Here is a 13,035-nt window from a genome sequence, read left to right on the forward strand (position 1 = left end):
ATCTTTTCTGGTTTTATAGAGTGAACACGTATCCCTACATGGAATCCGCACGTCTCTCCACATTCTTTTTAAAGTTGATCACTTCATGGTCATATTCTGCGTCCATAAACTGGGAATGTATCATGAAATCCGCTGTAGCCTTGTTGATAGCCATGGGAATATCATATACCTGTGCGATACGCATAAGGGCTTTCACATCCGGATCATGGGGCTGCGCCGTCAGAGGGTCCGAGAAAAACACCACAAAATCAATGACACCTTCCACGATTTTGGCGCCAATCTGCTGGTCACCGCCCAGAGGGCCGCTGTTGTATCCCTTGATACGAAGCCCTGCTTTGTCCGCGATCAGTCTGGCTGTGGTGCCGGTTCCGTAAAGGCTGTGGTTTTTCAGTATATCATAATTCTCTTTGCACCATTCGATGAGTTTCGGTTTTTCATTGTCATGGGCGATCAGCGCAATATGTTTTTTCTTACCTATTGTAAAGGTTACAAATTCATTGTCCATGTATCTTAACTCCTTTCAGCTCACTGTTTTTTTATCATAACATATTTTACTTGTCCTCACAACGGGAAACTGCTACAATAATGGCAAAGAAGGAGAAGCATATGTACTATTTTATCATCAATCCCCGCTCCCGTTCCGGCAAAGGACAGGAGATCTGGGACCGTGTAAAAAAACGTCTGGATGAGGAAAATCTGGAATATGAGGCCTATTTTACCCAGAAGCAGGGACATGCTGCTGAGCTGGCACACCAGATTGCTGCCCTTTCCATACCCTGCACCCTGGTTGTTGTGGGCGGTGACGGCACCGTGAACGAGGTGGTGAACGGGCTTGTGAAAACCGTGTACACCCACATTACCCTGGGCTATATCCCCACCGGCTCCGGCAATGACTTTGCCAGAGGCCTTGGGCTTACCAAAGACACCGAAAAAGCCGTGGAACAGATCCTGGCCCCGGCAGACATAGAGAAGATGGACATTGGAATCGCGCAGTCGAACGGGGAGAAGCGGTATTTCCTCATCAGTGCAGGCATTGGCTTTGATGCCTCCATCTGCCACGAGGCGCTGAATTCCGGCCTCAAGGATTTTCTGAACAAATACCATCTGGGCAAGCTCACCTACGCTGCCATTGCCCTGAAACAATTATTTCTCTACCGCCCCTGCCGTGTGGATATCCGGCTGGACAGGCAGAGGATCTGCCGTTTTCCCCGCTGCTTTTTCGTGGCGGGCATGAATCTGAAATATGAGGGCGGAGGATGCAAATTCTGTCCGGACGCGGATCACGCAGACGGAAATATACATATCTGTGTAGCCGGGAAACTCTCCAAGTTAAAGATCATCACCATGCTGCCCACTGCCTTTATCGGGAAACATATATGGTTCCGCGGCATAGAAATACAAAAGGGGCATGTGGTGGAGATCATCAGCCGGCGTCCTCTCCCTGTACACTGTGACGGGGAATCCTTTGGATTCAGGGACTCTCTTTCCCTAACGACAGCCCGGGAACAGATCTCAGTCATCACCGGATAGTTGAAAGAAGGTTTAACTTATGAAATTACTGCTGATAACCGCTGCCATCGTACTGCTCGGTTTTTTACTTTACTTTTACTGTATCATGCCGCGTTTTACAAGAAAATCGCAGACGCGCGCCTTTATGCACAGGCTTTTTGCCCATCGGGGCCTGTTCCACCCCGGGGAGGGCATCCCGGAAAATTCCATGCCGGCATTTGAACGGGCAGTTCTGTGCGGATATCCCATTGAGCTGGATGTCCAGGTGACTAAGGACAACAAGATCGTAGTTTTCCATGACTACACACTGGGCCGTATGTGGGCATTGACCTCCCGCTGGAAACAAAGACGTATGAGGAGCTGCAGAAGCTCTCCCTGCAGAATACCGGTGAGAAGATCCCGCTGTTCTCGGACGTACTGAAGCTTGTGGACGGACGGGTTCCCCTGCTGATCGAGATAAAACTTCACTCTCACCATACATATCCATGTGCGTTGGTGGATAAACTGTTACAAGGGTATCAGGGAAGCTACTGTATCGAATCCTTTAATTCCCTGGCACTTTTCTGGTACCGCCGCAACCGGCCGGATGTTGTGAGAGGACAGCTCTCCTCCAACCTGACAAGTCCGGTAGCTGAGGGCGGATATGTCTTAAGCTTTCTGGTCAAGCATCTGCTCACCAACTGCATCGGACGCCCTGACTTCATTGCCTACTGCTATAAGGACAGCCGAAACCTGAGCTTCTGTCTGAACCGCCATCTGTACAAAACACCTGTATTTGCCTGGACACTGCGCACGCCGGAAGCCTATGAAACCTGTAAAAAGCGTTTTGATTCCGTCATTTTTGACAGCTTTCTTCCGCCAAAACAGGCATGAACAGACGTTTTTTTCAGAGTGTGAATGGGATGTGAAGCTTTTCTGAATTTACTGTAAATCCCATTGTTATCTTGATTTTCCTGTGCTATAATGGGCAGGACAAAGAAAGGCTCCGGCATCGAAAAGAAGGTGATTATGTGAATCTGCTGAAAAAATACAAACACACCTGGATTATCCCGGTATACGGCATCTTTTATCTTACAGCTTTCCAGTATCTGGAACAGCGCGATGTCCGGCCTCATATCATCCATATGAAGATTGATGACTATATCCCTTTCTGTGAATATTTCATCGTCCCGTATCTGCTGTGGTTTGCCTACATCGCAGTGACCGTTTTGTACTTCTCATTATTTAATGACAGCAAGCGGGAATTTTACCAGCTTATATTTACCCTTGGAGTGGGCATGACACTGTTTCTCGTCATCTCCTACATTTACCCCAACGGACAGGACCTGCGTCCCAAGCTTACGGGTGACAGCATCTTCATAGAGCTGGTGAGGCATTTATACCGGATCGACACTCCAACCAATATACTGCCCAGCATTCATGTGTTTAATTCCGTGGCCTGCTGTACCGCAGTGTTTAAAAACGCAAAAGCAAGAAAGCATCCCGTCCTTCTGGGCGGTACCCTGCTTCTGACCATACTTATCATCATGGCTACCGTATTCCTGAAGCAGCATACACTTGTGGATGTGGTGGCGGCATTTGCGCTGAATGTCTTCTGCTACCAGATGTTCTACAAAGAACATCCGGCACGACAGAAACAGCCTGCTTTTGTAAAATAACAATTCACAATTCTGCATATAAAAAGGACGTTCCGCTTTTGGAACGTCCTTTTTATATGGCTTCACCGGCAAATGCCGCTGCCCTTTATCCTTTAGTTAAACCCATAGAACTTCTGCACCACTTTATAGATTGCCACAGAAATATTCCTTCCGCTCCATCCCGGCAGATTTACACTTCTGCCCAGAATACCCAGGCGAAGTTTTCTGTAGATATGGATGTCTTCGTTTCTCAGGTATTTCCACAGATCCTTTTTCTTCTCCAGATTTTCCTCCGTGCCGGAGCGTATCAGCATGATGGAGGATACGGCTGTGATAATGTCCAGATACCGGAGCAGATACTGGCGCAGATGTTTGTCGCTGATCCTCTTGCCGGCCACGGAATCGATCATGAGACGGTTCACCAGAAGCTGCTGGTCAATCCTGCGTATCATCACATCCTCATGTACTGACTGGTCCTCCCTGCCGATAAAATACCGGTAGAAGTTCACGTCCATATAATACATGGTCTTCACAGAGGGCAGGGGCTGGTAGACAAACAGGTTGTCTACATAAAAGGTGTGTTTCGGCAGCTCCAGGCCGCATTCCCTCAGCAGTCCGGTCCTGTAAATCACAGAATGCATCAGGATATATTTGCCCACCGGCATCTTACTGATCTCCTCCCAGGTGAAAATTTTTCCCTGGGGAAGGTATTTCTTATAGCGCATGACTTTCTTCCGTCTGGCACCCTGCTTTTCATAGACAAAATTGCTGATCATCATATCCAGGGTCTGGGGCCCTCCCACGATCTCTGAAAGCTTTGTCAGAATCGCGTCATAAGCCTCCTTGTTCACCCAGTCGTCGCTGTCCACCACTTTGAAAAAGATTCCTGTGGCGTTTTTAAGACCTGTGTTCACGGCCTCCCCGTGGCCGCCGTTCTCCTGGTGTATGGCCTTTACAATGCCGGGAAATCTGGCTGCATAATCATCTGCGATCTTCGCCGTGTCATCCACGGACCCGTCATCGACGATCAGAATCTCCACCTGATCCCCGCCCTCCAGCAGGGAATCCACGCATTTCTCCATGTATGCCTGTGAATTATAACAGGGAACTGTTACGGACAATAATTTCATTTTATTCGTCCTCCTCAATATATTTTCTATATGCGGAAAAAGCGGAGGGAATCGGGTATTTTCCCTTCGACTCTTTTTTGTCAATAAAGAGCAGATTTCCTGCCCTCTTCTCTGTGGAGGCTACTCTGACCACATATCCTTTCATATGCCACTCCACATGAGAAAAGATATGTTTCGCCTCTCCGGCATTTTTTATGTGAAGAGGCATGAGCTTTAACGCCTCAACCGCCCTGATCACTTCCTCCTCGGTCAGCCAGCCATCCATATTCGGAAATTCATACAGACCTGCCAGAAGCCCTTTGTCCGGACGCCTGCAGACAGCGTATTCCTGTCCGTTCTGTATGAGAAGGACTGTCTTTTCCTCAATCCTGCGCTGCTTTTTCGCTGCCTTTTTCGGATACTCCAAAACCGTGCCGTGAGCTCTGGCACTGCACAGATGCTGTACCGGACAGACCTGGCACTTTGCCATACCGTTCGGTATACACACCACAGCTCCCAGCTCCATCAGGCTCTGGTTAAAAGCCCCCGGCCTGTCTGCGGGCATGACTGCCTCCAGCTCCTGCTCCACCCGGCGCTTTACGGACTGCTTCAGGATATCCTCCCCGTTTTCTGTGATCCGGGAAAGGACCCGCAGTACATTGCCGTCCACGGCCGGCTTTTTCAGGCCGTAGGCAATGGAAGAAATGGCACCTGCCGTGTAGCTGCCGATGCCGGGAAGCTCCAGAATCTCCTCGTAATCAGCGGGAAGCTCTCCTCCGTACTTCAAAACAATCTCTTTAGCTGCCTTCTGCATATTTTTCACACGATTATAATAGCCCAAACCCTCCCACAATTTCAAGAGTTTATTTTCCGGGCAGGCAGCCAGGTCTTCAATCTGCGGAAGAGCTGTAAGGAAACGCTCATAGTATCCCTTTACAGCCTCCACCCTGGTCTGCTGCAGCATGATCTCAGAAACCCACACATGGTAGGGCGTCGGTTCCCTGCGCCAGGGCAGGTCCCGCTTATTCTCCTCATACCAGGAGAGCAGGGGCTTTATTATCTCTTCCAGTTTCATATAAGCTGTACCTCCACCGGTTCCCCCAGAAAGATGGAATCCGGTTCCACAAAACAATCATAGGCCAGTATATGCACACCGGCCTGTTCTGCCTCCAAAAGTGCCCGGGCAAACGCCTCCTGTGTCTTTTTGTTCGGCTCGAAATATCTCACGTCCTTCATTTGGATAACAAACATAATATACGCCTCATAGCCGTCTTTTATACACTGGCACAGCTCCTTTATATGCTTGATGCCGCGCTCCGTAGGCGCGTCCGGGAAGCGGACGATTCCCTCTTCCTCCAGGGTCACGCCTTTTACTTCCATAAAAATTTTCCGCTCTCCCTGTTCTATGTACAGGTCAAAACGGGAAGTTCCGTATTTTGTCTCAGGCCGGATGTATGCGCCTTCACCAAAAAGGCCGCCATTTCGCAGCCACTCTTCCACTACCCGGTTGGGAATCTGGGAATCCATGTTGATCAGGCGGTCCCCTTTTCTCACAGCGATCAGGTCATACGCTGTTTTCCGTTCTTTTTTGTCACTTTTCTCCAAAAAAACAGAGGCACCGGGAACTAACAATTCCCGGCACCTTCCAGTGTTTTTTACGTGACAGATTTCTTCCTGCCCGTCGATCTCCACACGGGCAATAAAACGGTTGGGGCGGCTTACAAAGCGCCCTTCCCTGATATTCTTATATCTCATGCTTCTGTCAGTCCCTCATAAATCTCTTTAACGCTGTCAAAGACATAGGTTGGCTTTACATCTCCTTCTTCTATGTCCTGTGTAGTCGCTTCACCGGAAAGCACACAGATGGTATCCACCCCGGCATTTGCTCCGGTTTTGATATCTGTGTAAAGCCGGTCTCCAATGATGACAGCATCCTCTGCCTTCATTCCCAGCTTCTTTAATACACAGTTTACCATAATCGGCTCAGGTTTACCAATAAAAAATGGTTCTTTTCCTGTGGCATTTTTCAGCATTATGCTCATAGAGCCGCAGTCAGGGATATATCCAAAGCTCACCGGACATACGAAGTCCGGATTCGTAGCCAGATACACCACGTCCTTACCAAGCATGATACAGGTATTCCTGATCTTCTCCGAAGTATTTTCCGTGTCAAATCCGATGAGGACAATGGATGCTCTGTCATCCACCTCTGTAACCACCTGAATACCTGCCTCGCGCAGCTCCTTGACTAGAGAACGGGTTCCCATACAGTAGACCACCTGGCCCGGATAATTTTCATGGATGTACATGGCAGTCGCCTGGCTGGATGTGTAGAAGTTCTCGTATCCGGCCCGTATACCCATCTTTGCCACCTTATCCACATAGTCGTTCACTGACTTGGAGGAATTGTTGGTGATAAATATGTACTGTCCGCCCCTTCGCTCAATCTCATCCAGGAAATCCAGTGTCCCCTCAAAAATCTCATCTTCATTATAGATGGTTCCGTCCATATCCAGAAGATACAGTTTCTTGTCTCTTAAGCTCTCTGCATTTTTACCGTTCTTATCTGTCAGCATTTTTTTCTCCTTGTAACACCTGTTTATTTTGATACCGCCGGAATGTTCTTTGTGGCGATCATATCCACACCGGTACCGCACACATTTTTAAGTACCACGTCACCGATATGTACCGGGGCATTCACTGCCACGGTTTTTAAAGCTTTCGCGCAGTCATAAATCTTTCCTTTTGGAATATCGGAAGCTGTCTTGACAGACACTACGGGAAGTGTGCCTCCTGTCACACGGACAGAGGAGGTTACGATCCTTGTGGGATTGGTCACTTCTTTCGTTCCATATGCCTCGCCTTTTTTGCAGGTGTTTCCCTCCACCTTTTTCACAGCTCCGTTCTCCATGGTCACAGTGAGGCTGCATCCCAGAGGACAGTTAATACAGATCAATTCTCTTGTTTCCATCTCTATGCCTCCTCCACTTTCACAGTAATCTTATCGAAACTTTCCCGGTCTGTCAAATCCGATTTTTTTAGGACAACCTGTTCCATCTCGCCGGGTGCCAGTTTTCTCTTCTTTTTATGCCAGATCCGCCGGTCTCCCAGATACACACTCACATAACAGTCCCGGTAAACAGCGCCCACACGGAAACGCAGTGTGAGGGTATCCTCCATACAGGCAGGACGTATTGTCTGGGGCACGGTATAGCGTACACCGTCCACAGCGAAGACGGGAATCTCTTTTGTATCCTCTTTCTCCTTCTCACCCCGGATATACGCTGCCGCGCAGGCGCCTGCCCTTGCCGCCTCCTCGGACACATAGTCCACCAGGTCATGTACATGGAGTACATTGCCGCAGGCGAATACACCGGGCACATTTGTCTCCAGACTTTCATTCACCACTGGACCTGAGGTGATGCGGGACAGCTCCACACCGATTTTTCCTGACAGTTCATTTTCCGGAATCAGGCCGCAGGACAAAAGCAGGGTGTCGCAGGCGTAAAATTCCTCTGTTCCCGGAATCGGCTTTCTGTTCTCATCCACTTCTGCCAATGTGATTCCCGTCACCCTTTCTTTTCCCTGAATATCAATCACCGTATGGCTGAGTTTTAAGGGGATGTCAAAGTCATCCAGACACTGTACGATATTTCTCTGAAGACCGCCGGAGAAGGGCATCAGCTCTGCCACCACTTTTACTTTGGCTCCCTCCAGAGTCATTCTTCTGGCCATAATCAGACCGATATCACCGGAACCCAGGATCACAACTTCCCTGCCCGGCATATATCCCTCCATGTTTACCAGTCTCTGCGCGGTTCCTGCGGTGTATATACCCGCCGGCCGGTATCCCGGAATGTTCAGGGCACCTCTCGGCCTCTCCCTGCAGCCCATAGCTAAGATAACAGCGCGGGCCGTAAGCATCATAAGACCATCCTCCCGGTTCATCGCCATGACTGTTTTGCCGTTTTCCCCATCCCGGATATCCAGCACCATGGTGTGCAGCTTATAGGGAATTTGAAGCTCCTCCACCTGCTGAATGAAACGCCAGGCGTATTCCGGCCCTGTCAGCTCCTCCTTAAAGGTATGAAGACCGAAACCATTGTGGATACACTGGTTCAATATGCCTCCCAGTTCTCTGTCACGCTCTAATATCAGGATGTTCTCCACCCCTTCTTTTTTGGCAGATACAGCGGCTGCAAGGCCTGCAGGGCCTCCGCCTATTATAATCAGATCATACTGCATGATTCTTCCTCTCTTTCCCCGTTTAGAATGTCTCTGTAATTCCCGTTTCGTCCTCTTTGATCACGCCGGTCAGAAGCTTTGAGCCTTTTCCCGCCTTGGTCAGCTCCAGTGGGTCCATGTGCAGCTCTCTTGCCAGGATCTCCATGGTTCTGGGCGCACAGAAGCCGGACTGGCATCTGCCCATTCCCGCTCTTGTCCTTCGCTTTACACCGTCTAAGGACCTGGCGCCCAGAGGCCGCCTGATGGCATTTATGATCTCGCCCTCTGTCACAGTCTCACAGCGGCAGATCACATTGCCGTAAGCCGGGTCTTTTTTGATCAGCTCTGCAATCTCCTCCGGGGATGCCTGTGCCACATTGGGGATATCCTCTCTGGTGCTGATGAAATTCTCTTTCTTTTTGGCCTGCAGACGCTCTGCCGCAAGCTCCGCCAGATATTCCCCTATGGCCGGGGCACTTGACAGACCCGGTGACTCAATGCCCGCTGCATTGAAAAATCCCTCCGCGTCCTCTGCCTCACCCAGTACGAAATCCTCGTCTTTTTCCGTGGCCCGTAGTCCTGCAAAGGAGGTGATCACCATATGCAGGGGCACATCCGCGGCACTGACACGTGCCAGGGATGCCACTTTTCCCAGTCCCCGGGCTGTTGTCTGGATTCCCTCTTTGTCCTCAATGTCATCCGCAGTAGGACCTACGAGAAGGTTGCCGTGAACTGTCGGGGTGATAAGGACACCTTTTCCCATCTTGGTGGGGAGCTGGAATACGGTATGTGACACAAAATTTCCGGCCTTTTTATCCAGCAGGCAGTATTCTCCCTTTCTTGGGGTGATGGAAAGCTTCCTCTTGCTTACCATATTGTTGAAAACATCCGCGTACACGCCTGCCGCGTTGACGACACAGGCTGTCTCATAACATTCCCGGTCAGTCTCGATCTCATAACCGCCCTTTTCAAGCTTTCTGACTGCCTTAACCTCTGTGTTCAAAAAGAAATCCACACCGTTCACACTGGCATTCTCCGCCAGGGCAATGGTCAGCTTGAACGGACATACAATACCGCCGGTGGGCGCATATAACAGGGCTTTCACATCATGGGAAATGTTCGGCTCCAATTTATGGATCTCCTCTCCCGTCACGATCCTGAGACCCTCCACGCCGTTTTCTTCTCCCCGCGTCTTTAACGCCTCCAGCTTCGGAATGTCCGTTTCATGGAAACACAGGACCAGAGAACCGTTTTTCTTATATGGAAAATCCAGTTCCTTTGACAGAGCCTCCATCATTTTACTTCCCCTTACATTCATCCTGGCCTTCATGGAACCGGGCTCAGCGTCAAAACCGGCATGCACAATGGCACTGTTGGCTTTGGAGGTTCCGCAGCACACATCCTCCTCCCGTTCCAGGACGGCTGTCTTTAAATCATATCTGGACAGTTCCCTTGCCACAGCGCTTCCCACAACACCTGCGCCGATAATCACCACATCATACTTCATCTCTTCATTCCTCCTGTTTTCCATAAAAAATAAAAAGAGACAAAACGAATACACATGCTTCTTACATGTGTCCTCCGCTTTGTCTCTGTTCTCCAGCGTTATATCTATGTTTTTACATAAACCAGACCTTCTGGTTGGTGGTGGATATGGATACGGCTCCTGCACTGAGCGCTGCCACGATATCCTCCTTATCTGCGATCAGTCCCCCTGCTATGACAGGTGTTCTGCTGTGCGTGCAGATTTTTGCAATGATCTTCGGCATAACCCCCGGCAGCACCTCGATCATATCCGGGTGCACACTCTCCGTCTGTCTTCTGATACTCTCAAAAGCAATGGAATCAATGACAAAAAAACGCATGACTGCGAACAGCCCCAGTTCCCTTGCCTGTTTGATGATTCCCGGCTTGGTGGAGATCACACCGTCGGCCTCTGTGGTATTCTTCAAAAAATCCACGGCAACCTCCCGGCTGCTCAGACCTCCGATGAGGTCAATATGTACCAGAACCGTCTTGCCGCCCTTTTTCAGACGCTCTACAATATCTCCGATATTACAGATATCCCCATAGAGCACAAAGACGATTCCAATCTCTGACTCCAGGCACTGCTTCAGTCCCTGTTCATCCTTAATGGCTGCCACCACAGGGCAGTCTTCAAATTGTTCCAGAATTTCCTGTTGTTTCATGAGACGCTCCATTTCTGTACTGTAAACTAGTAAACCATTTGATTCTAAAAAGACAAGACAATAAAGCCGTGATACGGCTTTATCCTCTTGTCTCCTGTCTCTTCTTATATCTTAGCACAATCCTCTGTGCCCTGCAAGACTTAATTTCTTCCCTATTCCCTGTAAAAACATACCACAGGACAGCCGGCTTCTATATTTTCATATATGGTTGCCGCCGCCGAGGTCGGCAGATTGATACAGCCATGGGAACCGCTGGTCCGGTAGATGGAACCGCCAAAGCTGTATCTCCAGTTGGCGTCATGCAGGCCGATACCGCCGTTAAAGGGCATCCAGTATTTTACGGGCTGCTCATACTCATAGGTGCCGTCCTCCAGTTTACGTCCCCTAAGCACCTGGTTTGTCTGTTTATACATGAGAGAATACACACCTCCCGGTGTTCTTCTGTCCCTCATGACATAAGTACCGGACACAAAGTCAGTATCCATCAAAAGCGCGCCGTCCCTGTAGAACCACAGGTGCTGGCTTGTCAGGTCAATCTCCACATAGGTGCCTCCGATATCATTATCCCCGTAGGTCACGCCTGCCTTGGAGTATACAGGCTCACGGACCGTCACCACATGGTTTGCTATATCCTCCAAAAGCTGTGCCTTTTCCTTTAACTGGTTGATCTGGAAACCGTAATTGCCGCCGGAGACCGTGATCGGTTCCCCTGTGGCAGTGCTCGTGATAGTCCTGTCTCTGCCCACTGTGTCATAATTCTCAGCCAGCCAGGCCACAAATTCCGTCACTCTGGCCTCCAGGGTTGCCGGGTCCTCCACATAATTTCCGTTCTCATCGTACGTCATCCAGTCTTTCACGGTCATGCCATCCAACACTTCCGTTTTGTCTCCGAAGGTGTAAGTAATTGTCACCGCCGCACAGGAATTCCACACATCCCTCTGATGGAGCAGCGTGGGGTCCTCCTTTGTGACAGCCGGAGCCGCATAGGCGCCTGCCTCCTCAGCGGAGACGGATTCCTGACTGCCTGCCACTGCTGTTTCCAGGGCAGAGAACATAACATCCTCCTGCACAGTGGTCCCTGCCGTCTCATCCACAATGACGAATTGATTTTCCCGGAAATCAATGTACGCATCCGTGGGAGCCTCCATACCGGCCGCCTGCATACAGTCAAAGGACTGAAGCTGCGCCCTTAAGGCCTCCTTGTCATACTGTATGTTTTCCGCGGTCTCATAGTCCGTTCCTCTGAAATATCCCTTGATCCAGGTAAATGGGTTCTGGTCATCCAAAAGCTTCTGCACACTTCCGTCACTGATATAGGCATAGCTGATATCCTGGCCTTTGATCTCTCTTGTCTGGTCATTCCTGAACTGCACCCGGATGGAATAATCCTCCACTTTTTTCCGGATCAGGTCTTCTGCCTGCTCCACGGTCATATTTTCGCAGGCTATATGGTTGATGGTCGTTCCCTTGAAGAATTTATCTTTATAATAGTAAGCACCTGCGCCATAGCCGGCTGCTGCCAGTATGATGACAGCTCCTGTGATGCCCAGTGCAATTTTTATTCCGGTCTTTTTACCCTTCTTTTTCTCAGCCCTTATCTCTTTCTTAGCTGCCTTTTTCTGCTTTTTCTCAGCTTTTTTATCCGGTTCCCGGTAAGCAGCCGCTTCCTCCTGGCTTCCTATGGTATCCTGGATGATCTTCTCCATGGCAGAGTCGATTTTCGCTTCCATCTCTGACTTAGGCTGTGTCTGCTTTTTCTCCCCTTGACGGACAGCAGCTTCTGCCTTTTTCTCTGCCTGCTGCATCTTCTTTTGCTGTGTTTTTTTCTTCATTTAATTTGCTCCCCGATATTACATTTCTGTCCGGCCTGCAGCTATTTTTACCTGATTTTCCATGCCGCAGCCGCCAGTATTCGACATAAGCGCGAATACTTGTCTATTATAACACAAAATTCTACAACCGGATAAATATAAATCAATCCTTAAAAAAATTTAAAGCTTTTGTCATACTTTCTATTTTTTTATTGTATGTGAAAATTTTTCTTCATATTCTATCCTGTCACAGAATTCTGCTGGGAATGAACCAACCATATATTAGACGCACGAAAACGACAAAAGGTGACACTCTGCATAGAAAAAATTTTTTTCCGCATACTAATTCTGCAGCGCGGTCAACATTGCTGCCTCCCAACACAAGTAAAAAAAGTGAGGAAACTGCCATGTTAAAAGAAAAACCTTACAGAAATGACTATGATGACGGAAACATTCCTGAAATCGACCTTCCCAGGGAGTCCGACGCCACTGACGTGATCCCCGACGAAGTGCCGCGCAAAGACGGCCCCGGCGGAGAAGGCTGACAGGAAGCGAG

15 protein-coding genes are annotated in these 13,035 nt (G+C 49.3%); 5 read left to right on the forward strand and 10 right to left on the reverse strand.

The window, feature by feature from the left end:
* Positions 1 to 34: 34 nt before the first annotated feature.
* On the reverse strand, positions 35 to 505 hold the full coding sequence (locus LC508_RS08370; protein ID WP_033141331.1) for a methylglyoxal synthase: 471 nt from the start codon (positions 503 to 505) through the stop codon (positions 35 to 37).
* 101 nt (positions 506 to 606) lie between these two features.
* Here LC508_RS08370 and LC508_RS08375 point away from each other — a divergent pair, with 101 nt between their 5' ends.
* From LC508_RS08375 to LC508_RS08390, 4 genes are all read left to right on the forward strand, one after another.
* Positions 607 to 1,530 (forward strand): diacylglycerol/lipid kinase family protein, encoded by a 924-nt coding sequence (locus LC508_RS08375; RefSeq protein ID WP_103731569.1) that lies wholly within the window; start codon positions 607 to 609, stop codon positions 1,528 to 1,530.
* A gap of 19 nt (positions 1,531 to 1,549) precedes the next feature.
* Positions 1,550 to 1,930 (forward strand): glycerophosphodiester phosphodiesterase family protein, encoded by a 381-nt coding sequence (locus LC508_RS08380; RefSeq protein ID WP_225305347.1) that lies wholly within the window; start codon positions 1,550 to 1,552, stop codon positions 1,928 to 1,930.
* The gene (locus LC508_RS08385) at positions 1,828 to 2,382 is read left to right on the forward strand and encodes a PI-PLC domain-containing protein (RefSeq protein ID WP_225305348.1); all 555 of its coding nucleotides are present in this window, start codon (positions 1,828 to 1,830) and stop codon (positions 2,380 to 2,382) included. The genes LC508_RS08380 and LC508_RS08385 overlap by 103 nt, the downstream gene beginning before the upstream one ends.
* Positions 2,383 to 2,519: 137 nt before the next feature.
* Positions 2,520 to 3,167, forward strand: a complete 648-nt coding sequence (locus LC508_RS08390) for a phosphatase PAP2 family protein (RefSeq protein ID WP_033141334.1) — start codon at positions 2,520 to 2,522, stop codon at positions 3,165 to 3,167.
* A 92-nt stretch (positions 3,168 to 3,259) separates the two neighbouring features.
* Here the strand turns inward: LC508_RS08390 and LC508_RS08395 are convergent, their stop codons facing one another.
* From LC508_RS08395 to LC508_RS08435, 9 genes are all read right to left on the reverse strand, one after another.
* On the reverse strand, positions 3,260 to 4,276 hold the full coding sequence (locus tag LC508_RS08395) for a glycosyltransferase family 2 protein (RefSeq protein WP_033141335.1): 1,017 nt from the start codon (positions 4,274 to 4,276) through the stop codon (positions 3,260 to 3,262).
* Position 4,277: 1 nt separating this feature from the next.
* Entirely contained in the window at positions 4,278 to 5,330 is a 1,053-nt protein-coding gene (gene mutY / locus LC508_RS08400; protein WP_033141336.1) for an A/G-specific adenine glycosylase, read from the reverse strand.
* On the reverse strand, positions 5,327 to 6,010 hold the full coding sequence (gene sfsA, locus LC508_RS08405; RefSeq protein ID WP_033141337.1) for a DNA/RNA nuclease SfsA: 684 nt from the start codon (positions 6,008 to 6,010) through the stop codon (positions 5,327 to 5,329). The genes mutY and sfsA overlap by 4 nt, the downstream gene beginning before the upstream one ends.
* Positions 6,007 to 6,831 carry an HAD-IIA family hydrolase gene (locus LC508_RS08410; RefSeq protein WP_181014425.1) on the reverse strand — a complete coding sequence of 275 codons (825 nt, stop codon included), beginning with the start codon at positions 6,829 to 6,831 and terminating at the stop codon, positions 6,007 to 6,009. The genes sfsA and LC508_RS08410 overlap by 4 nt, the downstream gene beginning before the upstream one ends.
* Positions 6,832 to 6,854: 23 nt before the next feature.
* Positions 6,855 to 7,226 (reverse strand): DUF1667 domain-containing protein, encoded by a 372-nt coding sequence (locus tag LC508_RS08415; protein WP_033141338.1) that lies wholly within the window; start codon positions 7,224 to 7,226, stop codon positions 6,855 to 6,857.
* Between the two features lie 2 nt (positions 7,227 to 7,228).
* A complete protein-coding gene (locus tag LC508_RS08420; RefSeq protein ID WP_207727911.1) occupies positions 7,229 to 8,500 on the reverse strand; it encodes an NAD(P)/FAD-dependent oxidoreductase in 1,272 nt (423 codons plus the stop codon).
* A gap of 22 nt (positions 8,501 to 8,522) precedes the next feature.
* A complete protein-coding gene (locus LC508_RS08425) occupies positions 8,523 to 9,986 on the reverse strand; it encodes an NAD(P)/FAD-dependent oxidoreductase (RefSeq protein ID WP_052099439.1) in 1,464 nt (487 codons plus the stop codon).
* Positions 9,987 to 10,098: 112 nt separating this feature from the next.
* Positions 10,099 to 10,668 (reverse strand): glycerol-3-phosphate responsive antiterminator, encoded by a 570-nt coding sequence (locus LC508_RS08430; RefSeq protein ID WP_081960317.1) that lies wholly within the window; start codon positions 10,666 to 10,668, stop codon positions 10,099 to 10,101.
* 152 nt (positions 10,669 to 10,820) lie between these two features.
* On the reverse strand, positions 10,821 to 12,500 hold the full coding sequence (locus LC508_RS08435) for a L,D-transpeptidase family protein (RefSeq protein WP_103731570.1): 1,680 nt from the start codon (positions 12,498 to 12,500) through the stop codon (positions 10,821 to 10,823).
* 386 nt (positions 12,501 to 12,886) lie between these two features.
* On the opposite strand from LC508_RS08435, the gene LC508_RS08440 reads away from it, so the two are divergent.
* On the forward strand, positions 12,887 to 13,024 hold the full coding sequence (locus LC508_RS08440) for a hypothetical protein (protein WP_181014426.1): 138 nt from the start codon (positions 12,887 to 12,889) through the stop codon (positions 13,022 to 13,024).
* The last annotated feature ends 11 nt before the right edge of the window (positions 13,025 to 13,035 follow it).

The sequence above is a fragment of the Blautia parvula genome (genome assembly GCF_020215665.1).
Taxonomy (GTDB): Bacteria; Bacillota; Clostridia; order Lachnospirales; family Lachnospiraceae; genus Blautia; species Blautia celeris.

Excerpts from the sequence above, each read along its gene's own strand:
- sfsA (WP_033141337.1), bottom strand. The coding sequence starts at position 6,010 with ATGAGATATAAGAATATCAGGGAAGGGCGCTTTGTAAGCCGCCCCAAC.
- LC508_RS08435 (WP_103731570.1), bottom strand. The coding sequence starts at position 12,500 with ATGAAGAAAAAAACACAGCAAAAGAAGATGCAGCAGGCAGAGAAAAAG.
- LC508_RS08425 (WP_052099439.1), bottom strand. The coding sequence starts at position 9,986 with ATGAAGTATGATGTGGTGATTATCGGCGCAGGTGTTGTGGGAAGCGCT.
- LC508_RS08370 (WP_033141331.1), bottom strand. The coding sequence starts at position 505 with ATGGACAATGAATTTGTAACCTTTACAATAGGTAAGAAAAAACATATT.
- LC508_RS08415 (WP_033141338.1), bottom strand. The coding sequence starts at position 7,226 with ATGGAAACAAGAGAATTGATCTGTATTAACTGTCCTCTGGGATGCAGC.
- LC508_RS08430 (WP_081960317.1), bottom strand. The coding sequence starts at position 10,668 with ATGAAACAACAGGAAATTCTGGAACAATTTGAAGACTGCCCTGTGGTG.
- LC508_RS08440 (WP_181014426.1), top strand. The coding sequence starts at position 12,887 with ATGTTAAAAGAAAAACCTTACAGAAATGACTATGATGACGGAAACATT.
- LC508_RS08395 (WP_033141335.1), bottom strand. The coding sequence starts at position 4,276 with ATGAAATTATTGTCCGTAACAGTTCCCTGTTATAATTCACAGGCATAC.
- LC508_RS08380 (WP_225305347.1), top strand. The coding sequence starts at position 1,550 with ATGAAATTACTGCTGATAACCGCTGCCATCGTACTGCTCGGTTTTTTA.
- LC508_RS08410 (WP_181014425.1), bottom strand. The coding sequence starts at position 6,831 with ATGCTGACAGATAAGAACGGTAAAAATGCAGAGAGCTTAAGAGACAAG.
- mutY (WP_033141336.1), bottom strand. The coding sequence starts at position 5,330 with ATGAAACTGGAAGAGATAATAAAGCCCCTGCTCTCCTGGTATGAGGAG.
- LC508_RS08420 (WP_207727911.1), bottom strand. The coding sequence starts at position 8,500 with ATGCAGTATGATCTGATTATAATAGGCGGAGGCCCTGCAGGCCTTGCA.
- LC508_RS08375 (WP_103731569.1), top strand. The coding sequence starts at position 607 with ATGTACTATTTTATCATCAATCCCCGCTCCCGTTCCGGCAAAGGACAG.